Origin of the sequence: Jeotgalibacillus marinus (assembly GCF_040801915.1) — a bacterium.
Classification (GTDB): Bacteria; Bacillota; Bacilli; order Bacillales; family Jeotgalibacillaceae; genus Jeotgalibacillus; species Jeotgalibacillus marinus.
The window spans coordinates 158,124-183,504 of record NZ_JBFMIA010000004.1 but is presented as its reverse complement, the minus strand read 5'-3'; the positions used below and the strand labels follow the sequence as shown (position 1 = coordinate 183,504).

Sequence of the window (25,381 nt, the reverse complement as noted above, 5' to 3'; positions counted from 1 at the left end):
TTTATAATGAACAACCGTATTGCGAGTTAGTCAAGGCAGATTTTTTTGAACTTGACTTTTCTCCATGCCATACAGGTGCGCATGAAACGTTTGATAAACTGAGAGAAAAAATTGTACTTGATCTTACTGTAAAAGTATTACAACTACAACAAGTTCAAGTGGGTAAGCTGCCAAAGGATAAATGTTAACCTTCCGGGTCGTCTTTAGCCATTTAAAGATTTAGTGCCCCTTAATACCTTAAGGGCAACAGAGATGCCTTTAAGGTATTTTTTATCGTTTCTTACATAATTTAGTTACTAAAGACTACTATATCGAATGATGATTGAGTAATAGTCTTCAAATAATGCGTGAAAGTAAAAAATCCCTGCCACTAAAATTTCTTCAGTGGCAGGGTATTTTTAATGTCCAGATAAGTTTGCTTCGGATTTATCATACATGGATAGTTGATCAACAAGTTTATTACTTTCATTATTCAATCCTGTTAACGTGACTGTAACGCCTTGTTGCTTAATTTTGATCGCAACTTTATCAATCGCGTTGACAGCAGAGTCGTCCCAAAGGTGAGAGTTTGTAAAATCAAATTCGACCGTTTTGATGCCAACCAGGTTATAGTCAACAGCATTCACAAATTCGGTAACGGAAGCAAAGAAAAGCTCTCCATCTACTCGATAGTAAATTTTTGAAGCTGCTTGATCAATTTCTTTCTCAACATGAACTTTTGAAATTTTAGCTGCAAAGAAGATCGCGCTCAATAAAACACCTGCTAAAACGCCTTTAGATAAATCGTGCGTATAAACAACCGTTCCAACAGTTACGAGCATAACGGCTGCATCTGATTTAGGAACTTTATGAAGTCTTGCGATTGACCCCCAATCAAAGGTTCCAATCGATACCATGATCATTACCCCAACAAGGACAGCCATTGGTATTTGAACGACGATGTCAGTTAATAAAAGGATTAATAGCATTAAGACAGTCCCCGCAACAAAAGAAGAAAGTCTTCCACGACCACCAGATTTAACGTTGATAACAGCTTGACCGATCATTGCACAGCCTGCCATTCCTCCGAAACAACCCGTAATCATATTGGCAATCCCTTGACCGCGTGCTTCTTTATTTTTATCACTTGGCGTATCAGTCATGTCATCAACAATTTGAGCTGTCAAAAGTGACTCCAATAGACCGACAATCGCTAGAGAAATAGAATAAGGCAGAATGATCATCAATGTTTCTAGATTGAAAGGAACACTTGGGAAAAAGAACGTTGGAAGTGCTTGAGTGAGCGTACCCATATCTCCAACCGTTTTTACCGAAACACCTGTCGCCATAACGAATATTGTTATCACAATGATTGCGATAAGAGGAGAAGGGACGGCGCGGAACACACGCGGCAGCAAGTAAATGATACCTAAAGATGCAGCAACAAGTGCATACATGACCCATGTGGCATCCACAAACTGGTCAAGTTGAGCCATAAAAATAAGAATCGCTAGTGCGTTGACAAATCCAATCATTACAGAGTTTGGAATGAAGCGCATAAGCTTACCCAATTTTAAGACGCCCATCAATAACTGAATCACTCCAGTTAAAATCGTCGCAGCAAACAAGTATTGCAGTCCATGATCTGCAACAAGTGTAACCATTAGCAAAGCCATAGCGCCCGTTGCTCCAGAGATCATACCAGGTCGACCGCCAATAAAGGCAATAACTACAGCGATACAGAAGGCAGCATAAAGGCCTACCATTGGATCCACTCCTGCAATAATGGAGAATGCAATGGCTTCAGGGATTAGAGCAAGTGCGACAAGAATCCCGGACATGACATCACCACGGATGTTGCCGAACCATTCCCTTTTGTATTGTGCTAAATTCAAATCGACACCTCTTTCTATTTTGTTATATTATTTTCGACTTTTCACTCTTAGAAAAGCCAGGATCCGTTGATAACTGGGCTATTATAACATGATCGATCTATACTTTTATCCATTGTGTAAGCGAATTATTTATATGTTTTCTCTGTTATTCTAAACATTTCTCGTTCATTCTATGTATGTCAAAGTAAATCGATTTTTATAAATAAAAGTTTATTCTGATGATTCGTTTATTTTAGGGTATAGTAAAAATAGTAGGACCAAGAGGTGAATTTTTATTTTAACTAAAGAAAAACTGCCGTAAAAAACCCGACAGCTTAAAATTTAATCAGAAAAATAAAAAGAGTAAGGGATTCGTCGTCCTTTACTCTATTTTACTGATTAAATTTTATATACACGTGCTTCATACGGTTGTAAAACAATTGTCTTGGCATTTTTATGTTCAGTCACAGGTAAATTGTGTAACAGGAGGCGCGTACTTGATAGAGAAAGACCGGCATTTTCCATCAGCACATCTTTTTCCGAAAGATTTGTGATGATAACCATTTGTTCATTATTAAGTGTACGAGTATACGCGTAAATCTGATGGTGGTCAGACAAAAGCAAATCGTAAGTTCCATATGTGAACACATCATTCTCTTTTTTCAATCGAATCATTTTTTTGTAAAAAGAGAGAATGGACTGCTCATCTTGTTGCTGTGCTTCAACATTGATATTTGTAAAGTTTGGATTCACTTTTATCCAAGGTTTTGCAGAAGTGAATCCAGCATTTGTATCGGCTGACCATTGCATCGGTGTACGGCTATTGTCCCGAGAGGACGCCCATAAAATGCGCATAATATCCTCGTGAGGAACGCCTTCCTTAGAACGAATACGGTACATGTTTTTAGCTGAGATATCATCATAATCATCAATCGATTCGAAATGCACGTTTGTCATGCCGATTTCCTGACCTTGATAAATAAACGGGGTTCCCTGCATAAGGAAATACATTGCTGCCATAGAGGTAGCACTCTCGTACCAGTATTCATCGTCATTCCCCCACGTTGAGACGACACGAGGTTTGTCATGGTTTTCGATAAATAATGCATTCCATCCTTTATTGTCCAAACCGATTTGCCAACGAGAAAGCACTTTTTTAAGTTCTACGATGTCGAGCTCAAGGTTGGTTTCCGCATCCCATAATCCAAGGTGTTCAAACTGAAAAATCATATCCATCTTCCCGTTTTCTTCTCCAACCCAAAGCTCAGCTTCATCAATTGAGACACCATTCGCTTCTCCGACAGTCATTGCATCATAATTTCCGTAGGTCTTTGTTTTAAATTCTTCTAAGAGTGTTTGAATGCCTTCTTGATTCATGTGCATATCGAATGAAGAAACATATTTTTTATTCTTAGGATTTGGCATGTCAGGGAAACCAGCACGCTTTTTGATGTGACTGACTGCATCGATACGGAAGCCGTCAATCCCTTTCTCAAGCCACCAATTGACCATATCATAAATGGCTTGGCGAGCTTTTGAGTTTTCCCAGTTTATATCCGGTTGTTTGGTAGAGAAGACGTGCAAATAATATTGGTTAGTTTGCTCATCATATTCCCAAGCAGATCCGCCAAAAATACTTTCCCAGTTGTTCGGTTCAGCAATCGTTTTGCCATTGGTGCTTCGCTTGCCGTCACGCCAAATATACCAATCTCGTTTTGCGTGCTCAACAGATGAACGAGATTCGATAAACCACTGATGCTCGTCACTCGTATGGTTAGGTACAAAATCAATTATCAGTTTCATATCACGTTTGTGAATTTCTTTAAGAAGTTGATCAAAATCGTCCATCGTACCGAAATCATCCATAATATCTTGATAATCTGAAATATCATAACCATTATCATCATTTGGAGATTTGTACATAGGACAAATCCAAATAACATCAATTCCAAGGTCTTTAACATAATCAAGGCGTTGAATCATTCCTTGTAAATCCCCAATACCATCTCCGTTTGAATCTTGAAAGCTTCTCGGGTAAATTTGGTATCCGACAGCTTCTTTCCACCAAGTTCTCTTCATTGTGGTGCACCTCCATTACTCCATCAGTGCAAGCGTTTGCGTTGCATTATAAAAAAAAGCGGATAAGTATCCGTTTCTTGTGTTACGTTCTGATTAAATGTGGGGGATAGTTTTTAACTAGCGCAAGCGGCAAACACTTCTCCCAGTCCAATGGGCAAAGAGGATCGATCACACACAGATCCTCTTTGCCTATGTCCTAACTGAATGACCTGCTTGCGCTTTACTTACGCCTCTCGATGCTGAACGCTTATTTCCACATTTGTTTGTTCAGATACTGATTGTTCTTCCTCAGACATTTTCCAAACTTCAAGATAAAGAATGTGGTAGCCGTCAACATCGTTTACTCTAAACACAAATCCTTGCTCATAAAGTTCATCACCAATTTCAACGTCAAAATTGCGTGTCATAAACCAGCCGCCAATTGTATCAACGTCTTCTTCGTCAATATTAATTTGGAGCAAGTCATTCACGTTCTGAACGAGTACTTTTGAATCTAAGATATAGTGATCTTCATTCATTTTTTGAACTTCAGGAATTTCATCAGCATCAAATTCGTCTTGAATTTCACCGACGATTTCTTCAATGATGTCCTCCATTGTCACAAGGCCTGATGTTCCACCGTATTCATCAAGCAGAATACCAATATGCATACGTTCTTTTTGATATTTAAGCAAAAGTTCTTTAATTGGGATACTGTCGATTACTTGCACAATAGGGTGTGTGTATTCAGCAACAAGGCGATCACCATTATCTTGATCTTCGATAAACGAAGTCATCAGCTCTTTCATGTTGATCATGCCGATCACATTGTCCTTGTCACCATCTTCTACAACAGGATAGCGTGTATATTGTTCTTCCTTCATCACTTTAAACACTTCGCGTAAGGTAAGGCCGCTGTCCACACTATTGATCTCGGTACGAGGGACCATGATCTCTTTTGCTACTCGCTCATCAAATTCGAAAATTTTGTTCACATAACTGTACTCAGATTGATTGATTTCACCGCTTTTTAAGCTCTCAGATAAGATCATTCGAAGCTCTTCTTCAGAATGTGCAAGTTCATGCTCTGAAGCAGGCTTTAGACCGAAGAGGCTTGTAAATAATCTCGCAGATCCATTTAAAAACCAAATGAATGGATACGTCACTCGGTAAAATAAAATTAATGGTTTTGCAAGAATCAATGCAACAGCTTCGGCTTTTTGAATAGCTAAAATCTTTGGAGCTAACTCACCAACAACCACATGTAAAAATGCAATTAATGAAAAGGCGACAGCAAATGAAATAAGTTGAGTAACGGAAGTCGAAACTTCCCAGCCAAGTAAGATTGGTTCAATCAAATAGGCAGCAACCGGTTCACCTAACCAGCCCAAACCAAGGGCAGTTACAGTGATTCCTAGCTGACATGCTGACAAGTACTCATCTAAGTTTGTCGCTACTTTCTTAGCAGCGATGGCCCTTAAATCTCCTTCTGCAACAAGTTGATCCAATCGTGAAACTCGAATTTTAACGATGGCAAATTCTGAAGCAACAAAAAATCCTGTTAGTGCTATAAGAACAACGACCATAATTAAATTGGCTATTTCCAATGATTTGAGACGATTCCCATAGATAGGGGAGTGTTCAATAAAAGAAACACCTTACAACCCAGTCTTTTCGTGGGGATGTCTCTTACACCTCCTGTTATGTTGAAATAAACTACCGAATAACGATACAAAAGTTAAAAACGCTTAAATGATCGTTACTTTGGATTAACAAGCTTCAACTGGTTTCATCAGAGGATCAATTCGTATTTATTGGTGCATGGACTGCATCATTCTACCGCTCGTTTAATGAGGGAAGAATGTGATGAATTGATTTGATGAAGTTCTAAATTTGCACTTGAAGCAATTCTTATACAGCTTCGATACAGCGTACTACTTGACTTGCCAACTGTAAGCATCACAATCCCATCGGACATTCCCCCCATCAAAAAGATAATGGCACAATTCTACCACAGTATTTAAAAAATTGACTATTATTATATCATAAATATTAATGAACTATACACGCTAGCTTAAGAAAAAGTCGGTAAACAATTTAGTAATTGGTTACCGACAACAAAGTGAAAATTTCATTTACGGTACATCATGACCGAGTGACGCTTGATAAATGTGAAACCATTGATGCGGGGTCATCTGAAGTTTAAGTGAATTAACAGCTGATTGAATGCGTTCCATCTTTCCAGATCCGACAATTGGCATAATAGAAGACGGATGAGTTAGAAGCCATGTATACAAAACCTCATCTAAGGCTTGTGCACCGATTTCTTGCCCAATTTCCTCAAGTGCTGCGCGCAGTCGTGTAGCTTTTTCGTTTGAGCTAGTGAAGATCTCACCACCAGCTAGCGGTGACCATGCCATAGGAGGAATTTGTGCTTCAAGGCAAAGGTCGAGTGTGCCATCTTCAAAGTTCTCAAGGTTAAATGGATTCAATTCAATTTGATTCGTAATAAGCGGTTGTGCTACATAAGTCTCCAGCATTTTCAACTGGCTTCGTTTAAAATTAGATACACCAAAATGACGAACTTTGCCCTCATTTAAAAGTTGATCAAATGCCTCGGCAACCTCTTCAGGATTCATCAAAGGATCAGGGCGATGAATCAACAGTAAATCGATATAATCTGTCTTAAGGCTTGTAAGAGATTGTTCTACAGATGAAATAATGTGCTCTTTGCTCGTATTGTAATGATGACTGCGATGAGAAGGGCGATTTTCAGACTGCAAAACAATCCCGCATTTTGTGATAATCTCCATCTTTTCACGTAGCTGTGGTTTTAATGAAAGGGCCTCTCCAAAAAGTTCTTCACAAAGATAGCCTCCATATATATCAGCATGGTCGAACGAACTGATTCCGCTATCCATTACTTTTTCTATCAGTTCTAATCGTTGTTCCTTCGATAAATTCCATTCAGACAAGCGCCACATGCCATGAATAATTCTTGAAAAAGATAAGTCTTCTGCTAATGCAATTCGTTGCATACAAGTTCCCCCTAAAATTATGTAGTTTCAACTGATAAAGCATAAATAGACATTACTAATCCCGTAACAACCATTGTTCGAATAAAACTGCCTTCACTCATTACGCCTATTAAATACAATGATGTAATCAAAAGATAAGCATTAATTTTTTTGCTTTGTGATCGTACATTCATCATATCAGCAGTAAATGCGAGTAAAACGAACAACGGAATTAAAAATATAACCATCTTTGTAAAAAATGGCTCAAGCATAAGTAAAGGAATGAGTAGTGCCATGGCCAAAACTCTTAACCAAGATTCGGGGTGAAAACTTCTGACCATCACATCGTCCCCTTTTAGGTATAAATCGCAAAGTTTATTTCTTTGCGTTATGATATTACTACACAAAATATTCAGACTCATTCAAATAGTAAACACTATACCGAAAGTATATCATTTTTTTCATGTGCAAGGGTGTGCCTAAATCCTTTAGTTGTGACGGGGGCAAACCCTCTAATGAACTAACATGTAGTGGATAGGAGGATAACGTTGATGGAACAGTATTTCACACGGGAAGAGGCTTTAGGGTTCGATGAACAGGATGGTCTTCGTTCGTTCAGAGATGAGTTTTATGTGAAGGAAGAACAGGTTTATTTGGATGGGAATTCACTTGGATTGTTATCGAAGAAGGCTGAAAAGTCGACATTGGATTTATTGGAGAGCTGGAAGGAATATGGCATTGGTGGCTGGACAGAAGGTGACAACTCATGGTTCACGTTATCAGAATCACTTGGTGAAAAAACTGCACCATTAGTCGGAGCGAAAAAAAACGAAGTGATTGTGACGGGTTCCATAACGACCAATCTCCACCAAATGATTGCAAGTTTTTATCAACCGTCCAATGCAAAAACGAAAATTTTAGCAGATGAACTTAATTTTCCATCAGATATTTATGCGCTTCAAAGTCAACTTCAGTTAAAAGGATACGATCCAGAAGAACATTTAGTAAAAGTTCGTTCATCTGATCACCAAACTATTTCATTAGATGCGATCAAAAAAGCGATGACAGACGAGGTGGCACTGATTCTTTTACCATCGGTTCTTTACCGTAGTGGGCAGCTGTTACCGATGAAAGAAATTGTTGAGTATGCTCATAAGCGGGATATTATCGTAGGATTTGATTTGGCTCATTCGATTGGGGCTGTCCCTCATGAGCTTCATGACTGGGGTGTTGATTTTGCTGTATGGTGTAATTACAAATACTTAAATAGTGGTCCTGGTGGCACAGGTGGATTGTTTGTGCACGAACGTCATCATGGCACTGTCCCAGGTTTAAAAGGTTGGTTTGGTTCAAATAAAGAAAGACAATTTGACATGGAACATTCATTTACACCTGCAGATGGTGCAGGTGCCTACCAAATCGGTACCCCTCATATTCTATCTAGCGCTTCGCTAATTGGCAGTTTGGCTATTTTCGAGGATGCAGGGATGATCGCGTTAAGAGAAAAATCATTGAGTCAAACTGATTATATGCTGGATTTGTATGAAAAATATTTATCATCGTATGGGTTCATCGTCGTTACGCCTTTAACACACAAAGACCGTGGAGGACATATTGCACTAGAACACCCAGAAGCGGCGAGGATTTGTAAAGCACTCAAACACCAACAAGTTATTCCGGATTTTAGGGCACCGAATTTAATTCGTCTAGCACCTGCTGCGCTTTACACACGTTATGTAGATGTCTTTGATGCCATTATGATATTGAAAGACATAATGGAGCAAAAGCTGTATAAAGAATACCCTAATACACGAAATGTGATTGCTTAGGAGGGATTCATTTGTCTTCAATTATCGATATTTCAATGAAACTTTCTCAAAAAACTGCGAGTTGGCCTGGTGACACTCCTTTTCATTATGAAGTGGCTTGTTCAAAGGAGGAAAGTGGCTCTGTAAACGTAGGGAAAATAGAGACAAGTACGCACATTGGTACACACATTGATGCGCCCTATCATTTTGAAGAGAATGGAAAAAAAGTTGATGAACTTCCACTTGAACGATACGTAAGTCAGGCTATTGTCATCGATTGTTCCAACAAGGTCCAAATTGTTGCAGAAGATATTCTTCCTTATTTAACGAATGAGTGTGTGACAACGGTCTTAATCAAGACAAGGTATTGGAGAGACCGAACCAAATTCCCAGATACGATTCCAACGATGGAAGAAGCTCTGCCTCGTCAATTAACGCAAAAAGGCATTTCTCTCATTGGGGTGGATTTGCCATCTGTTGATCGGATTGATAGCAAAGAATTGGGGGTACATCATTCTCTAGCTAAGTATGATATATCGATTCTTGAGGGGATTGTTATGGATGATGTAAAACCTGGCATCTATGAACTAATTGCACTTCCTTTGCGGATCGAAGGTGCAGATGGGAGTCCAGTACGAGCGATTTTAAGAACAATTGAATAAAGAAATGAATACTTTAATCTTTTATCTGAATGAGTTTCAATTTTTAAAATTATAAAAAAACAATTGACACTTTTTAGCCATTGCTATAATCTAAATATATCCAGTAGATGGGTGAAATTATTAAAGAAGGGAGTTGCGTGTCATGATTAACTTTCAAGGAATTACAGTAGATCGTTTTATCCAATTGAATAGCACGCAGCGAAAAACTTCTTTGTAACAGTCGATCATTCCGTTGATTTTTTGGACTAATCTAAATACTGTCATACTAGAGCATAGGCTGCGTAATGTAGTTTGTGCCTTTTTTGATGGAAGCATGCTGTGCTTTTATAGGCTCAGTATGCTTCTTTATTTTGCGTTTTTTTAGCTATCAGCAGAAGTATCTGTTGCGATAGATGATGTTCAGGCAATGAGTATCGGCAAAACGGAGAGGAGGAAGGAAAGATGAAAATGAATGTAAAGAGACGGATAAAAACGGTGGAGATGGATAGTGGATAGCTTGTTGAATCGGATGTACAAGGAGGTTTTTAATTATGTTTGATATTTTTTATAAGCTAGGCTGGTTTTTTAAACAGCATTGGAAGCGGTATACGATCGCAATCGTTCTACTGCTTATCGCCAATATATTCGAAGTGATTCCACCTTTGCTCGTTGGACTCGCAATTGATGATATTTTTCAAGGTGAATTAACACAATCAATTTTGATGCAATATGTCATTATTTTACTGGTCATTGCTGTCGTTTCTTATGCGATGAATTACGTATGGCAGTACTTGTTATTTGGTGGGGCAAATGAAATCGAGAGACGCTTGCGCTCGATGTTCATGGGTCATCTTTTAAGAATGACACCAACATTTTTTGAGCGAAACCGTACAGGGGACTTGATGGCTCGATCAACGAACGATCTAAAAGCTATTTCGGTTACAGCAGGATTTGGTGTTTTGACACTGATCGATTCTACTGCTTACATGCTAACCCTTTTAATTACAATGGGCTTTGTTGTGTCATGGAAACTAACACTTGCTGCGATCATTCCGCTCCCGATTTTGGCAATAGTTATGCAGCTACTTGGTAAAAAAATTCATAACCGATACACAAGCGCTCAAAATGCATTTGGTGATTTAAATGACCGTGTTTTAGAGTCGGTTGCGGGTGTTCGTGTCATTCGAGCATATGTACAAGAACGTGCAGATGAAAAACAATTTTTGGAGGGTACAGAGGATGTATACCAAAAAAATGTGAAGGTTGCGTTCATTGACTCTCTCTTTAATCCTTTAACAAAAATTCTAACAGGGATAAGCTACATGATTGGACTCGGCTATGGTTCTCATCTTGTCTTCACCCAAACAATCACATTAGGAGAACTTGTCGCATTTAATGTCTACTTAGGAATGTTGATATGGCCGATGTTTGCGGTTGGTGAACTTATTAATATTATGCAGCGTGGAAATGCGTCCATGGACCGTGTGAATGGAACATTAAGCTATCAAGAAGAGGTTGTCGATATCGAGAATCCAACGAATGCATCGGCATTGTCTGCCATTTCTTTTTCAAATAGTGGATTTCAATATCCGTCTTCAACAGTGAGGAATTTATCAAATGTTAATGTCACTCTTAAACAAGGAGATACACTTGGCATTGTTGGTAAAACAGGGAGTGGCAAAACGACATTCGTTAAGCAACTATTAAAAGAATATCCAGTGGGTGAAGGGGAAATCTCGATAGGGGATGTGTCTATTGATCAGCAAACAAAAGATCATGTACGTGCTTGGATCGGCTATGTCCCACAAGATCACGTGCTTTTTTCAAAAAGTGTGAGAGAAAATATTTTATTTGGATCAGATGGTGCCACAGAAAAAGATGTGATGGATGCGCTTAGAATGGCGCATTTTGGGCAAGATCTTCAGATGCTGCCAGAAGGTCTTGAGACACTTGTTGGTGAAAAGGGTGTTGCACTGTCAGGAGGACAAAAGCAACGAATTTCCATTGCTCGTGCCCTAATAAAAGATCCAGCTGTTTTAATATTGGATGATTCTTTATCTGCGGTCGATGCGAAAACAGAAGCAAATATTTTAGATAATATACGAAGAGAACGGAGCGGCAAAACGACAATCATCACTACTCATCGTCTATCTGCCGTTGAACATGCAGATTGGGTGATTGTACTTGATGAGGGTCAAGTCGTTGAAGAAGGAACTCATGATCAACTGTTAGCGAACAAGAAATGGTACTTCCAGCAATATGAGCGACAGCAGGTTCAAGAGTCACTTCTAGGGGAGGTGCGCTCATGAGTGTAGGAAAACGATTATATCAGTATGCATTATTTTTTAAGAAAACAATTATTTTGGCGCTGTTAATGCTGACCGTTTCAGTAGGAGCAGAGCTTGTAGGACCATTTATTGCTAAAAAAATGATTGATGACCATATTTTAGGGATCGAGCAGCCTTGGTTTGAATCAGATGATACAAAAGATGCTGTTTCATATGACGGTACATTTTATAAACGTGGAGATTATTTTGAAGAAGGAGAAGGTCGAGGACAAGAAGCACGAATTTATCAAATGGGTACACGATTCTTCTTTGTCGATGAGCCTGATGCTTTTTCTGGAGAAGGAGAACGATCTTTTGACAATGGTAAGCTTACTTTTTCTACTCAAGATGGTGACATCAAGTTTGGAGCACAAGAGCTTTCAGGTAAGGAAGTTTTAGCCTTTTACCAACCAGAAATACCAAGGATCATCATGCTTGTTCTACTATACTTTGTGTTAATGGTAGTGGCAGCAATTTTTCATTTTGGGCAGGGTTATACGTTGCAGCGATCAGCGAATCGTATTATTCAAAAAATGAGAACAGATTTATTCAGCCATATTCAGCGGTTGCCAATCAATTACTTTGATAAATTACCAGCGGGCAAAGTTGTAGCAAGAATTACCAATGATACGGAAGCCATTCGTGAATTATACGTTCAAGTACTGTCACAATTTTTCTACAGTGGTGTGTATATCACAGGGATTTTCGTAGCCTTGTTCATCCTTGATCCAAAGCTTGCAACGATTTGTTTATTGTTGTTACCAATACTGTATATATGGATGGTCATCTATCGTAAATACGCATCGAAATACAATCATGTTGTTCGTTCAAAAGTGAGTGAAATCAATGCATCAATATACGAATCCATTCAAGGCATGACCATTATTCAAGCGTTTCGCCGTGAACAAAAAAAACAGCAAGAATTTGAGAAAATGAACGATACACATTTTAACTATCAAAATAAGCTACTAAGCTTAAATTCATTGATGTCACATAACCTCGTCTCAATTTTGCGTAACATCACTTTTGTGACATTTATCTGGTATTTCGGTAGCGGAGCAATCGGATCAGAATCAGTTGTAACGGTGGGTGTTTTGTATGCATTCGTGGATTACATTACGCGTTTGTTCCAGCCAGTTACAGGCATTGTCAATCAACTTGCGAATTTAGAAATAGCTTTAGTTGCGGGTGAACGCGTTTTTGAACTTCTTGATGAAGAAGGAGAAGAAGTGAAAGATAGCAGAATATCTCGCTATAAAGGTCACGTTGAATTTGACCGTGTGTCATTTGCGTATAAAAAAGAAGATTATGTACTAAAGAATTTATCGTTTGAAGCAAAGCCTGGCGAAACCATCGGCTTAGTTGGACATACAGGCTCAGGGAAAAGCTCCATTATGAACTTATTGTTCCGCTTCTATGATTGCCAAAAAGGGGAGATTCGAATTGATGGAAAAAACATCAAAGAATACCCTCGACAGACCATTCGTGATCACATGGGAATTGTTTTGCAAGACCCATATCTCTTTACAGGTACAATTTCGTCCAATGTCAGTCTCAATGATTCTCGAATATCACGAGACAAAGTAGAACAAGCGCTGAAAGATGTTGGAGCGGACCGCGTATTAAAACATCTTGAACAAGGATTGGATGAGCCGGTAATTGAAAAAGGAGGCACGATGTCATCAGGGCAGCGTCAACTTATTTCATTTGCACGTGCACTAGCATTCAATCCGAGCATACTCATTTTGGATGAAGCGACATCCAGTGTCGACACAGAAACGGAATCGATCATTCAAGAAGCGATGGAGACGTTAAAAACAGGTCGCACAACTTTTATTATCGCTCACCGTCTTTCTACGATTAAGAATGCAGATCAAATTCTGGTTTTAGATCGAGGGGAGATTGTTGAAAAAGGATCGCATGATCACCTAATGGCTCTTAGAGGTAAATATTTTCAAATGTATCAGTTGCAACAAGGGAATATGCAGGTGGGGTAAACAAAAAAGCGGTCGGGATTTTTGCGGACCGTTTTTTCTTTAAGAACTCTTATCTATGTCTACAAATTTTTATCAAACGTTATTTATGGAGGAGGTACAAAATGAATATATCAGTGAAAGGTCTTTATGAAAAAATGATTGGAAAAAAAAAAATAAAAAAACGATTCTAATTGGTATAGATGGTTGTGGAGGAGCAGGGAAAAGTACTTTAGCCCAAGCCTTTAAAGAAGTTAACTCGGAGAAAGTTTCTGTAATACATATGGATGATTTTTATAAACCTTCCAAACTTAGAGGATCTATAGAAACAAACGACATTGGAGGTAACTGGGATTGTGAGCGTGTAAGGGAACAAGTATTGCTTCCTTTAAGTAAAAACCAAAATACTCAATATCAAAGATATGACTGGCATGAAGACGTGATGGCAGAATGGCATGACGTACTTTCAGGAGGCGTTTTAGTTATTGAAGGATGTTATTCTCTAGTTGAAGAACTAGAGAGTTACTACGATTTCAAAATTTGGATTGATAGTCCTAGAGATTTAAGACTGGCTAGAGGTATTGAACGTGATGGAGAACAAAAGCGTCACTTATGGGAAAAAATATGGATGCCAGATGAAGAACTTTATATAGAAACTCAAAAAACAAAAGACAAAGTAGACTTAATTATTGATGGAGCAGGTAAACAATCTAATATTAAAAAGTTAGAAATTAACGTTTTAAAAATTAATACCCCGTTCCTTTAAATTGTAGGCATGGATTTTTTAATAAAAGTGCCTATATTTCCTGCATGAAAAATTTTTATATTACCATTTTCACAAAGAACCTTTGTCTTATCAATTGACACTCATTCTGATTTAATTCAGCTTTCGCGGAAACGTTTTTTACTTTACTTTTAACATGATATAGTTATAAACGAATCAGTTTTCACCTAAGTGTGGTAGGCAGTGTAGAAAACGAAAAAACTCCCCTAGGTGGACTAATTAGGTTAAAATGTAAGCATTAAAACGTTTGTAAGGAGGAGATCAGCAGTGGATTTTCGTATTGAAAAAGACACACTAGGTCAGGTTCAAGTTCCTGCAAGCAAGTATTGGGGAGCACAAACTCAGCGAAGTAGAGAGAATTTCTCGATTGGTATTGAGCAAATGCCGATTGAAGTTACGTATGCTTTTGGTGAACTAAAAAAGGCAGCGGCTATGGTCAATTACGATCTGGGTAAATTATCATTGCATAAGCGAGATGCAATTGTGAAAGCGTGTAATGAAATTATTGATGGCGAATTAGATGATCATTTTCCTCTTGTCGTATGGCAAACAGGAAGTGGAACACAGTCTAATATGAATGCAAATGAAGTCATCGCTTATCGAGCAAATTTTTTTCTTGAAGAGCAATCGATTGGTGAGCGTGTTCATCCCAATGATGATGTTAATTTGTCACAAAGCTCCAATGACACGTTTCCAACCGCCATGCATATTGCAGCATATAAAAGTATTTGTCAAACGGTATTTCCGAGTTTAAAAAAGTTAACCGATACGTTTTTTGAGAAAGAAGAGGCGTTCAAAGAAGTAATTAAAATTGGGCGCACTCATTTACAAGATGCCACTCCACTTACATTAGGTCAAGAAATAAGTGGATGGCGTGCGATGCTTCAAAAATCGCACAACATGATTCAGGAAGCAAGTAAGCATATTTTGTGTTTAGCAATTGGAGGAACAGCGGTTGGAACAGGGATCAATGCTCATCCTGAATTTGGTGAACGTGTGGCAAAGCAACTTGTTCTACAAACAGGCTTCCCTTTCCATTCATCCGATAATAAATTTCATGCATTAACGAGTCATGATGATATTGTTCATGTGCACGGAGCGTTAAAAGCATTGGCAGCAGACTTAATGAAAATCGCGAACGATATTAGATGGTTGGCGAGCGGACCAAGAAGCGGGATAGGAGAAATCAGGATTCCAGCTAACGAGCCAGGAAGTTCCATCATGCCAGGTAAGGTCAATCCTACACAAAGTGAAGCGTTGACGATGATTAGTGCACAAGTGATGGGTAATGATGCAACGATTGGCTTTGCAGCTAGCCAAGGAAACTTTGAATTAAATGTTTTTAAACCTGTGATCATTTATAATCTTCTTCAATCCATGAGGTTATTAGGGGATGGAATGAAGACGTTCAATGATAAATGTGCAGTAGGTATTCAACCGAACGTTGATGTGATTGCAGGTCATGTGAATCATTCTCTGATGCTGGTTACAGCGTTAAATCCACACATCGGTTATGAAAAGGCAGCGAAAATCGCGAAACTTGCATTTGAAAAAGAGCTTACGTTAAAAGAAGCTGCGATTGAAACAGGGTATGTGACAGAAGATCAGTATGAGCAATGGATTCAACCGATCGATATGGTCAATCTAGATCGCACATAAAAGTGACTAAAATGAAAACGAGATGAGCTCTTCAAAGAGTCCACCTCGTTTTTTATGGTTTGCAATGTATATCCTCGACTAATTCCAGTGATTAGCCGCCTATTCATAAGACACTTCCTGCTGTGGAAAAGAACGCCCCGTTTGAAACCCGTCTTATGCTTGTTGGGCCAAAGGAGATTCTTCCACTTTTGTTTGCTGCTTATGAATACGTTGCTCGTTTTCAACATCAAAGAAGTGACACTTGTTCATGTCGAATGCAAGTTCAACTTGTTGTCCTGCTTTAATGTCGGATCTTGAATCCACACGTGCAACAAATTCTTGCTCGCCGATTTTTGAATAAAGCATAAGTTCAGCACCTGTAAGCTCAGAAACATCAATTTCAGCAAGGAACTTTGAACCAGTTGATGCTTCAAGGAAAAGAGGTTCATCATGAATATCTTCCGGACGCACGCCTAGGATAATTTCTTTTCCGACGTAACCTTGTGCACGAAGTGTTTTCATTTTACCTTCAGGAACGGCAAGTATTTGTCCTTTTACTTCAAAACCTTGATCTGTCAATGAACCGCTAAAGAAGTTCATCGCAGGTGACCCGATAAATCCACCAACAAATACATTTTCGGGGTTATCGTATACTTCTTTTGGTGAACCAACTTGTTGAATTAAGCCATCTTTCATAACAACAATACGTGTTGCCATTGTCATTGCTTCAGTCTGGTCATGTGTGACATAGATCGTTGTTGTTTGTAGACGTTGGTGAAGCTTTGCAATTTCTGCACGCATTTGAACACGAAGTTTTGCATCAAGGTTGGATAAAGGCTCATCCATAAGGAACACTTTTGCGTCACGAACGATCGCGCGTCCTAATGCAACACGCTGACGTTGACCACCAGAAAGCGCTTTTGGTTTACGATCAAGTAGCGCTTCAAGTCCAAGGATTTTTGCTGCGTTTTTAACCCGTTTTTCGATTTCAGCTTTGTCAAATTTACGAAGCTTAAGACCAAACGCCATGTTGTCATATACGCTCATGTGAGGATATAGTGCATAGTTTTGGAATACCATCGCGATATCGCGGTCTTTAGGCGCTTTATCATTTACACGCTCTTCATCAATGTAAAAATCTCCTTTTGAAATTTCCTCAAGCCCAGCGATCATACGAAGAGTTGTTGATTTACCACAACCAGAGGGACCAACGAACACGATAAACTCTTTATCTTCAATATGAAGGTTAAAATCAGATACTGCTACCACGTTTTTATCGTATACTTTGAAAATATTTGTTAGTTTTAACTCTGCCATATGCCATACCCCCAATATGTATTGTTTAACCTAAAACTAATTGTACAGAATAATGTAAGCCCTTCCAATGTGAAGTGTGCACAAAAAAAATAGAATGCCTTTCGTCAACATGACGAGCATTCTATTTGCTAATTTTGATTTTTCCATTCCTTGCATGCTAAATAGGCGATAAGACTACCGTGGAACGACTTAAGGTCAATCGCTGTTCGGTCTGAGAATTTATCGAGCCGATATTGAAGACTATTCCGGTGTAAGTACAATCGTTTCGCAGTGCTACTGACATTAGATAAGTTTTCAACAAAGGTTTGAATGACATTGGCCAGGTCAGGATCTGTTTTAAATGTGTCAAATATAGTTGAAAACAACGATCGTTTTTCTACATCTGAAAAATGTTTCAAAGCTATTATTGGAAGCATTTCTTGAGCAGTTACAACGGTCGGGCGTTTAATTTGATTTTTGCATTCGATGTACCAAGATATTTCCTGTAAAAGGGTTTCTTTTGTTTCATGATCTATAGTATGAAACGATCCTACATAAAAATGTACTTTGATATTGACGTCGGTTTCCAATGCTTGAGCAGCAGAAGAAAGTTCTTCGATAGATAATGAGTTTTCACATTGTCGGTCGATTACATAGCCATTTAACGTATCTTGATAAACGATCGTCGAATCATTAGAAAACACAAATCGCAATGGGTCATCTGTTTCTACAAGCTCTTGATTGGATGCAAAAGAAAACAACACAATACGGAGAAGTGTTCCGTCCGGTAATGGACATTCTGAAGAATCACCGAACAAATAATGGTTCCAAGCAGCTTTTTTCCCTACACTTGGAGCAATGGCAGGCTCAAGTATGAGGTCAATTAAGTCTAATTCTTTCGTGGTTATATCTTTTGTTGGAAATCCAATCGTTTCGTTTGTTTGTGGATCTCGATACCACTTAAATGGGTTATTATTTGCCGTGTATAATCGTTGATCTTCCTGTCGCGCATTTGGATAGTGCTCCAACAATTTTTGTATGACTGACATTCTACATCATCCTTTTAAGTAATGACTTAATTGTATAGAAAAAAAAGATGTGTGAAAAGATCTAGTAAGTAAATAAGTTCAAGGTAAATTAATCATCAAAAAAGCGACTGCCGGGACAATCGCTTTTTTGGGGCCTTTATGACCCAGAAGGTGGTGCTTCTTGCTCCTGATCTTTTGCTTCTTCCTCAATGTTTGCGAGGTGATGAAAACGAAATACGGATCCACCAGACATTCCTTCATTGATAAAGCGGTCAATGTCAAGATAGGCTTTATCGCGACCTTCGTGACACGTATCGGGCAAAAACGATGGCTTAGACATCATGACACCCCCTAAGAAATACTATGTGTAACTTAAAGGGAATCTATACTATTGATCATCATATACATGATAAAGCATGAGTTCATGAATTTGTTTTTTTACATTATTCTCTGCTTCTTCAGTAGAAAATGAATGGTTAGAGGTCCATTCAATGCTACCAGCCTTATGATACATACCTGAAATTTGTTGTCCTTCAAAGGTAAATGAAAAAGTCCAACCGGGCAATTGCTTATTTTCAAACATCGATTGAAAGTGAAAATGTTGAATCATGTCAAACCCCCCGTTTCGTTTGTAGTAATAGATTTAGTATATCATGCAACGAGGTAACTGTTTATTTAAAGCAGTCTAAGTTGGTAACGAAAAGATGTCTTTACAGATGAAATGAAAAAAGAGGTCGAAGAGGGATATCCAGCCTACTAATATGAACACCTTCTCACCAAAACAAATTTAATCCTAAAAGCACGAAGGGAGGACCTGATTCAACTATTTCCACACTTTCTGCTATACTGAGAAAAACGTTACAAATGTAGCGAAGTTTAGCGGAAGGTGAAGGGATATGGGAACTTTTTGGACGTTAATTATGATGATTGTGATTGGTGCTGCAATCGGTGGAGTTACAAATTCACTGGCCATTAAAATGCTATTTCGACCTTATAAAGCCGTTTTTATTGGACGATGGCGTGTACCTTTTACCCCTGGTCTTATTCCTAAAAGAAGAGAGGAATTAGCTAGACAGCTTGGTCTGATGGTCGTGAATCACTTACTGACGGCTGAGAGTCTTAAGAACCGCTTTTTAAACGATAAACAAGAGGAAGCATTGACAGGATGGTTGCAACAGAAAAGTGACCGTATATTTAAGTCAGAAGAACCAGTACAAGCTTGGCTGGATCGGTTTGACATTGACTCACCCGTACCCTACGTTGAAAAATCAATGGACACGTGGATTGAGTCACAATATGAAACAGTTAAAGAGCGCTATAAAACGAAAACGATTCGCGAAACATTGCCCAATCGTTGGATTGTTCGTTTAGACGGGAAAGTGGATGTAGTCACCTATTACATTCTGGATAAGGGAATCGAATACTTTTCATCCGAAGAAGGAAAAGACCGAGTGCGTATCATGATCGAAGACTTTTTAAAAACGCGTGGAACGTTAGGTAGCATGATCCAAATGATTATGGGAAACACATCTCTCGCTGATAAGGTTCAACCGGAAATCATAAAATTTTTGAAGCATGAAGGAACACATAAGATCCTCGAACAAGTTTTACGTAAAGAATGGGAAACCGTGAAGGACTGGCAATGGGACCGTGCATTTTCCATTGTGACAGATCAAGACTTAATTGTGCGACTTCAACGTTTATTAAAAGAAAGAATTAATCTTCATGAATGGTTGGAACGCCCACTTGGACAGGCAACCGCTCCTTTAGAAGAAGGCATTGTTCAAGGTTTAATTCCAAAGATGGTTGGGCTTACAAGAGGTATGCTGTTAGAAAAGGTAGAGCAACTTTTATCGAAAATGGAACTTCAAGAAATTGTGCGTGAGCAAGTGGATTCATTTGAAATTTCCCGTCTTGAAGATCTTATATTAGGGATCTCAAGAAGAGAGTTTAAAATGATCACGTATTTAGGTGCAGTACTTGGAGGAATAATCGGTCTCCTTCAAGGAATTCTTGTACTTTTTGTTATAGTATAATACAATTTACTAGTAACCATGTTTGATCTCCCTTTCAATGGGGAAGAGGGTAAGTGTGATTAAAAAGGAGGTTTTACAGTTGTCAATTAATCTGTACGATCATGCAAACGAAATGGAGCGTGCGATTCGTCAAAGCGAAGAGTTTACGCAATTAAAGGCAATGTATGATGCGGTGAACAAGGATGAATCCGCAAGAGGTATTTTTGAAAACTTCCGAGACATTCAGTTGGGTCTTCAAGAAAAGCAAATGAGTGGGGCAGAAATTACAGAGGAAGAAGTGGAGCAAGCACAAAAAACAGCTCAACTTGTTCAACAACATGAAATTATTTCAAAGCTAATGGAATCTGAGCAACGCATGAGCATGCTGATTCAAGAGCTAAACAAAGTGATTATGAAGCCATTAGAAGAATTATACGGATCAATGGAAAAAGACGGTAATGTGCAATAATTTCTTTCTTAATAAAAACAATCCGAGCAGGTTAAACTGCTCGGATTGTTTTTATTGTTGTTCTAATGATACAGCAGCCTCTGCAACTTCAGATGCTTCTTGTGAAATATGTTCCAAAACGGTGACAAGGCCTTTAATATCTTGATCAATTTGACCGCTTTGAGATTTTAACTTCATCATGGATTGCAAAATCTCATTAAATGACATGCTTGTTGACAAAATGCTATCCCGTTCGGCTTGGAATAAGTCTTTTAATTCTAAGATAGAATCCTCAATTGTTTTTGTCTTTACATTCGTATCTTTCAGTAAGTCATACACTTGGCTAACTGACTCTTTGGTGTGTTCAGCGAGCTTCCGAACTTCATCTGCTACAACAGCAAATCCTTTTCCATGTTCTCCTGCACGGGCTGCTTCAATTGAAGCGTTTAAGGCCAACAAATTCGTTTGATCAGCGATCGAGGTAACCATATTCGCAACTTCAGAAATTTGTCCGTTTAAATGATTGAGCTCGCGAATATTCGTTTCTGTCGTTTGCATTTTCGATGAAATTTGTTCGCTTTCCAGCTTGGTTTTTTCAAGTTTTTCTTGTTCTTTGGTTGTTTGTTGTTGTAATGTATCAGCAATTCCAGTACCACTTTGTGATAAGATTGCAAGCTGATCAAGCGATTCTTTCATGCTCCGTACGTTCGAACTTGTTGATTGGCTACTTAGAGAAAGCGTAGCAGCACTGTTTTTTAGTGTCTGAAGGAGTTCTTCTAAGCGACTTTGTTCTGTTCTAAGTAGGTGATCTTGCTGATTTTCATATGATTCAAGAACAATTTGCATTTCAAGATTTAAAACACGAGAAACCGAACGTAAAATGTTGAACTTGTCTTCTTCTGAAAAAGGAAGTTCTTCTATAATTGATATAAACGTGTTAAGTAAATCTTGAAAAGAAGCAATGTACCATTTGGGATCAAGCCCAATATGTAAATGAACGACTGCAATTCGTTCGCGCTGTTTCAAATAGGCCTCATCAATTTTCCCACTGAACATTTCTTGAATATGTACGTTTAATGTTTTCTTTAAACGTTCAATTGTAGTATGATCTTTGATGATTTTCGATAAGATTGGTTCTTGACCGATTGTGTTGTAAAATTGTTCTACAATAAAGTCTATCTTTTCAGAAACAAATGGTTGAAACACGACCAATCGTTGCAAATCTTCTTTTTTAAGTTGAATGATACTCATTTGTCTTGCAGTCGTTATTTGTGCTGGCGTACTGATTTCCACAGCATTTGCTGGCTGTTGTACGATGAGGTCGGCAAGAGAGTTTTTTTTCACGTTGTTGCTTTTTGAAGACCATGGCCATTTCATGAAGTAAATCCTCCTAAGACAAGTCTGTTTTCTTATATCGACTTCGAAGTCGTACTGCTAAAGCTTTATACCGTCTTAATTTCATTGCTTGACAACAAGCATAAGACGTGAAAAAATATCTCATTCTATAGTGGAATTGCTGAAAATCATTACCAAAAAGAAGAAATCCTTCCTCTATAATAAAGGATAACAAGAGAAAGAATCAACTACCAGAAGAGCTTTCAACTGTACTTCGTGAACTTCAAGTGACGAAACATCTTCACCAAGCAGGAAGCGACAAGAACTTTAACTTTTCCTCTTCCATATACACATAAAAAAAGCTAACACCAGAAAGGTGATAAAATTGACTATTATTGTAAAAGGGCTTAATGATCAGCGCTATGAACGAACATTACAGCTCATTGCTAACTTATTTTATGAAGATACAAAGCTTACGATTTCAGATGAGGTCGAAGAAGACGCATTGGTCGTGAGCATCAAAACGGACATAGAAGGAAATAAAATAACTGCTTATGCTGAATTGGAAGATCCTGTATTAACAGCAAAGCGTTCTGCACAGTACATTGAAAAAGAAACCGAGAAAGAAAGCTTTAAACAAAATAAAAACGCTGTTTCACACGTGTTTTTGTCTATCCTTCAAGAATATACGGGAATCACCCAAAAATGGGGTGTGCTAACAGGTATTCGTCCAACTAAGCTAATGCACAAGCAGAAAATGTTAGGCACATCTGTAATTGATACACGAACTCATTTAAAGCAACAGTACTTAATCACAGATGAAAAAATTGATTTAATGGAGCAAATTGTTGGACGCCAATTAAAGATGATCCCAGATTTATATGAGCTGCAAGATGAGGTCAGTATTTATATTGGAATCCCATTTTGTCCAACAAAATGTGCGTATTGCACATTTCCTGCTTTTGCGATCCAAGGGAAGTTAGGGAAAGTTTCTGCTTTTCTCGCAGGCTTACATTATGAAATACAAGAAACAGGTCGATGGTTAAAAGAACGTGGTGTAAAAATCACAACGATTTATTTTGGTGGAGGAACGCCCACTGCAATTACAGCAGAAGAAATGGATGCACTATATGATGAGATGTATCGATCATTCCCTGATGTAAAAACCGTTCGAGAAGTAACTGTGGAAGCTGGAAGACCTGATACGATTTCACCAGATAAATTAGACGTCTTAAATAAATGGGAAATTGATCGAATCTCAATTAACCCACAATCTTACACAGACGAAACATTAAAAGCGATTGGACGCCATCACACAGTACAAGAAACCATTGATAAGTTTCATTTATCCCGTGAGCATGGAATGAATAACATTAACATGGATTTGATTATTGGTCTTCCTAATGAAGGAGTCAGTGAGCTTCAGCATTCGTTAAATGAAACAGAAAAACTTATGCCCGAATCAGTTACAGTCCACACTCTTTCATTTAAACGTGCGTCAGAAATGACATTGAATCGTGACAAGTACAAAGTGGCGGACCGCAACGAAGTGGAAAAAATGATGAATCTTGCTCAGGAATGGACGAATGATCAAGGATATGTTCCGTATTATCTATATCGTCAAAAAAATATTTTAGGGAATCTCGAAAATGTTGGCTATGCCATGCCAGGAGAAGAAAGCCTCTACAACATCATTATCATGGAAGAGGTCCAAACGATTGTAGGACTAGGATGTGGAGCGGCAAGTAAATTCATCGACCATGCTACAGGAAAAATTACGCATTTTTCCAATCCGAAAGATCCGAAATCGTACAACGATGGGTTTATGGATTATACAAAAAAGAAGATTGATTATTTAGAAGCATTATTTCCGAAAAAAGCGCAAAAATCCTAGGTATCTTACTTAATTGGAACGAATGAGACTAAAAATTTCTAAAAAATTGCAGGAGTTTCATCATCAAACCTCGAAATAATGAATGAACATTCATTTTATAAAGGGGATGAAATCATGGCAATTAAAACAAATTATCAATCTGTAAATGTTGAAATTGAAGGAGAAGTTGGTTGGATCTCTCTAAATCGACCTAAAAGCCTAAATGCGTTGCAAAGTGATTTGATGCTTGAACTAGTCCAATCTTTAAAAGAATTAAATCGAGATCCAGCTATTAAAATTGTTGTGTTAAGAGGGGAAGGACGAGCGTTTTGTTCAGGTGGGGACATCAAGACGATGCTCTCCATGGATGGAGAAGATAATTTTCAAAAAATCATGGATGTTATTTCTGAGCTATCGATGACTCTTTATACGATGGATAAAATTACAATTTGTTCGATTCACGGTGCTGCAGCCGGACTTGGGTTAAGTATTGCCTTAGCGAGTGATATGGTCGTAGCCGAAGAAGGCAGTAAAATTGCAATGAATTTTATTGGAATCGGACTTGTTCCTGATGGAGGCGGTCACTTTTTCTTAAAAGAGCGTCTTGGTGAAAAAAAAGCAATGCAACTTATTTGGTCGGGTGAGGTTATGAACGGTCAAGAAGCATATGCAATTGGCTTAATTGATCGTGTGGTTGCAGAAAATAAAGGACTAGATGAAGTGAAAAAATTAGTACATAATTTCCAATCGAGTCCTATAAATGCAATGTTGGAAACAAAATCGATTCTTCGACTTGGACAATCACGTGAATTGAAGAAATTTCTTGAAGCAGAATTAGAAGCTCAGTGGCGTATGCGCCAAACGGAAGATCATCAAGAGGGAATTAAAGCGTTTGTTGAGAAACGCAAACCAAACTTCAAAGGGAAATAAAAATTAGGAAGGCTGCCAAATGAATAACTGGCAGCCTTTTGTTATTTAACTCAGGCTTTAGCACTTATGTATGAAACAGTAGCAGCTTACCTTTTGGCGATACTAAGCGGTGTGTTCGCTCAGACAATTTTTCTTCCTCGAAACGCTTTATTCCGATTTTCTTCGCTTGCTCATCTTTTTCAGATTCAAATGATTCTTCAAAAAGAAGTGTTCCTTTTTCATCAAATGCCGTCATTTTATAAATACCCATGGATCCCATCTCCTTGTTCATAAGTGTAAACGCTTCCCTAATATTCTTGCACACTTCATTTGAATTAGTAAAGATAGGGAGGGGAAGGAAAAAAATGAATCTTTTAC

The 25,381-nt window shown here is 38.3% G+C and carries 22 protein-coding genes and 2 pseudogenes; 11 read left to right on the top strand and 13 right to left on the bottom strand.

The window, feature by feature from the left end; genetic code table 11:
- Positions 1-188: pseudogene (locus AB1471_RS07775) on the top strand (CsxC family protein); the annotation flags it as partial.
- A gap of 210 nt (positions 189-398) precedes the next feature.
- Here AB1471_RS07775 and AB1471_RS07770 read toward each other — a convergent pair.
- The 6 genes from AB1471_RS07770 to AB1471_RS07745 all read right to left on the bottom strand — a co-directional run bounded on the left by AB1471_RS07770 (position 399) and on the right by AB1471_RS07745 (position 7,269).
- Positions 399-1,874 carry a SulP family inorganic anion transporter gene (locus AB1471_RS07770; RefSeq protein WP_437342344.1) on the bottom strand — a complete coding sequence of 492 codons (1,476 nt, stop codon included), beginning with the start codon at positions 1,872-1,874 and terminating at the stop codon, positions 399-401.
- Between the two features lie 378 nt (positions 1,875-2,252).
- Positions 2,253-3,932 (bottom strand): glycoside hydrolase family 13 protein, encoded by a 1,680-nt coding sequence (locus tag AB1471_RS07765; RefSeq protein ID WP_367779172.1) that lies wholly within the window; start codon positions 3,930-3,932, stop codon positions 2,253-2,255.
- Between the two features lie 224 nt (positions 3,933-4,156).
- Positions 4,157-5,518: a hemolysin family protein gene (locus AB1471_RS07760; RefSeq protein WP_367779171.1), complete on the bottom strand. Its 1,362-nt coding sequence runs from the start codon at positions 5,516-5,518 to the stop codon at positions 4,157-4,159.
- A gap of 224 nt (positions 5,519-5,742) precedes the next feature.
- Positions 5,743-5,889 (bottom strand): hypothetical protein, encoded by a 147-nt coding sequence (locus AB1471_RS07755; protein WP_367779170.1) that lies wholly within the window; start codon positions 5,887-5,889, stop codon positions 5,743-5,745.
- Positions 5,890-6,046: 157 nt separating this feature from the next.
- Complete coding sequence (locus AB1471_RS07750; RefSeq protein WP_367779169.1) at positions 6,047-6,949, bottom strand: aldo/keto reductase; 903 nt, start codon at positions 6,947-6,949, stop codon at positions 6,047-6,049.
- Between the two features lie 17 nt (positions 6,950-6,966).
- Positions 6,967-7,269: a hypothetical protein gene (locus AB1471_RS07745; RefSeq protein ID WP_367779168.1), complete on the bottom strand. Its 303-nt coding sequence runs from the start codon at positions 7,267-7,269 to the stop codon at positions 6,967-6,969.
- Between the two features lie 210 nt (positions 7,270-7,479).
- Between AB1471_RS07745 and kynU the strand changes: the two genes are divergently transcribed.
- From kynU to fumC, 6 genes are all read left to right on the top strand, one after another.
- Positions 7,480-8,757 carry a kynureninase gene (gene kynU / locus AB1471_RS07740; RefSeq protein ID WP_437342343.1) on the top strand — a complete coding sequence of 426 codons (1,278 nt, stop codon included), beginning with the start codon at positions 7,480-7,482 and terminating at the stop codon, positions 8,755-8,757.
- Between the two features lie 11 nt (positions 8,758-8,768).
- The gene (kynB, locus tag AB1471_RS07735) at positions 8,769-9,398 is read left to right on the top strand and encodes an arylformamidase (RefSeq protein ID WP_367779166.1); all 630 of its coding nucleotides are present in this window, start codon (positions 8,769-8,771) and stop codon (positions 9,396-9,398) included.
- Between the two features lie 530 nt (positions 9,399-9,928).
- Positions 9,929-11,686, top strand: a complete 1,758-nt coding sequence (locus AB1471_RS07730) for an ABC transporter ATP-binding protein (protein WP_367779165.1) — start codon at positions 9,929-9,931, stop codon at positions 11,684-11,686.
- Positions 11,683-13,701 carry an ABC transporter ATP-binding protein gene (locus tag AB1471_RS07725; protein ID WP_367779164.1) on the top strand — a complete coding sequence of 673 codons (2,019 nt, stop codon included), beginning with the start codon at positions 11,683-11,685 and terminating at the stop codon, positions 13,699-13,701. The genes AB1471_RS07730 and AB1471_RS07725 overlap by 4 nt, the downstream gene beginning before the upstream one ends.
- 163 nt (positions 13,702-13,864) lie before the next feature.
- Entirely contained in the window at positions 13,865-14,443 is a 579-nt protein-coding gene (locus tag AB1471_RS07720; protein ID WP_367779184.1) for a uridine kinase family protein, read from the top strand.
- 285 nt (positions 14,444-14,728) lie between these two features.
- Positions 14,729-16,120, top strand: a complete 1,392-nt coding sequence (gene fumC, locus AB1471_RS07715; protein ID WP_367779163.1) for a class II fumarate hydratase — start codon at positions 14,729-14,731, stop codon at positions 16,118-16,120.
- Positions 16,121-16,273: 153 nt separating this feature from the next.
- On the opposite strand, the gene AB1471_RS07710 is transcribed toward fumC, so the two are convergent.
- The 4 genes from AB1471_RS07710 to AB1471_RS07695 all read right to left on the bottom strand — a co-directional run bounded on the left by AB1471_RS07710 (position 16,274) and on the right by AB1471_RS07695 (position 19,033).
- Positions 16,274-17,416 (bottom strand): ABC transporter ATP-binding protein, encoded by a 1,143-nt coding sequence (locus tag AB1471_RS07710; RefSeq protein ID WP_367779162.1) that lies wholly within the window; start codon positions 17,414-17,416, stop codon positions 16,274-16,276.
- Between the two features lie 128 nt (positions 17,417-17,544).
- Entirely contained in the window at positions 17,545-18,444 is a 900-nt protein-coding gene (locus AB1471_RS07705; RefSeq protein ID WP_367779161.1) for a helix-turn-helix domain-containing protein, read from the bottom strand.
- A 136-nt stretch (positions 18,445-18,580) separates the two neighbouring features.
- Complete coding sequence (locus AB1471_RS07700; protein WP_367779160.1) at positions 18,581-18,763, bottom strand: hypothetical protein; 183 nt, start codon at positions 18,761-18,763, stop codon at positions 18,581-18,583.
- A gap of 48 nt (positions 18,764-18,811) precedes the next feature.
- Positions 18,812-19,033, bottom strand: coding sequence for a DUF5342 family protein (locus AB1471_RS07695; protein WP_367779159.1), 222 nt, complete (start codon positions 19,031-19,033; stop codon positions 18,812-18,814).
- Positions 19,034-19,319: 286 nt separating this feature from the next.
- Here AB1471_RS07695 and AB1471_RS07690 point away from each other — a divergent pair, with 286 nt between their 5' ends.
- A complete protein-coding gene (locus tag AB1471_RS07690; protein WP_367779158.1) occupies positions 19,320-20,459 on the top strand; it encodes a DUF445 domain-containing protein in 1,140 nt (379 codons plus the stop codon).
- A gap of 79 nt (positions 20,460-20,538) precedes the next feature.
- Positions 20,539-20,907, top strand: coding sequence for a YlbF/YmcA family competence regulator (locus AB1471_RS07685; protein ID WP_367779157.1), 369 nt, complete (start codon positions 20,539-20,541; stop codon positions 20,905-20,907).
- A 51-nt stretch (positions 20,908-20,958) separates the two neighbouring features.
- Here the strand turns inward: AB1471_RS07685 and AB1471_RS18340 are convergent, their stop codons facing one another.
- Both AB1471_RS18340 and AB1471_RS18335 read right to left on the bottom strand, forming a co-directional pair.
- Positions 20,959-21,444 carry a methyl-accepting chemotaxis protein gene (locus tag AB1471_RS18340; RefSeq protein WP_437342347.1) on the bottom strand — a complete coding sequence of 162 codons (486 nt, stop codon included), beginning with the start codon at positions 21,442-21,444 and terminating at the stop codon, positions 20,959-20,961.
- Positions 21,445-21,708: 264 nt separating this feature from the next.
- Positions 21,709-22,137 (bottom strand): annotated as a pseudogene (locus AB1471_RS18335) (protoglobin domain-containing protein); the annotation flags it as partial.
- Between the two features lie 469 nt (positions 22,138-22,606).
- Here AB1471_RS18335 and AB1471_RS07675 point away from each other — a divergent pair.
- The gene (locus AB1471_RS07675; RefSeq protein ID WP_367779155.1) at positions 22,607-24,115 is read left to right on the top strand and encodes a coproporphyrinogen III oxidase; all 1,509 of its coding nucleotides are present in this window, start codon (positions 22,607-22,609) and stop codon (positions 24,113-24,115) included.
- Positions 24,116-24,229: 114 nt separating this feature from the next.
- Positions 24,230-25,024 carry an enoyl-CoA hydratase gene (locus tag AB1471_RS07670; RefSeq protein ID WP_367779154.1) on the top strand — a complete coding sequence of 265 codons (795 nt, stop codon included), beginning with the start codon at positions 24,230-24,232 and terminating at the stop codon, positions 25,022-25,024.
- 64 nt (positions 25,025-25,088) lie between these two features.
- On the opposite strand, the gene AB1471_RS07665 is transcribed toward AB1471_RS07670, so the two are convergent.
- Positions 25,089-25,274 carry a YhzD family protein gene (locus AB1471_RS07665; protein ID WP_367779153.1) on the bottom strand — a complete coding sequence of 62 codons (186 nt, stop codon included), beginning with the start codon at positions 25,272-25,274 and terminating at the stop codon, positions 25,089-25,091.
- Positions 25,275-25,381 lie beyond the last annotated feature (107 nt).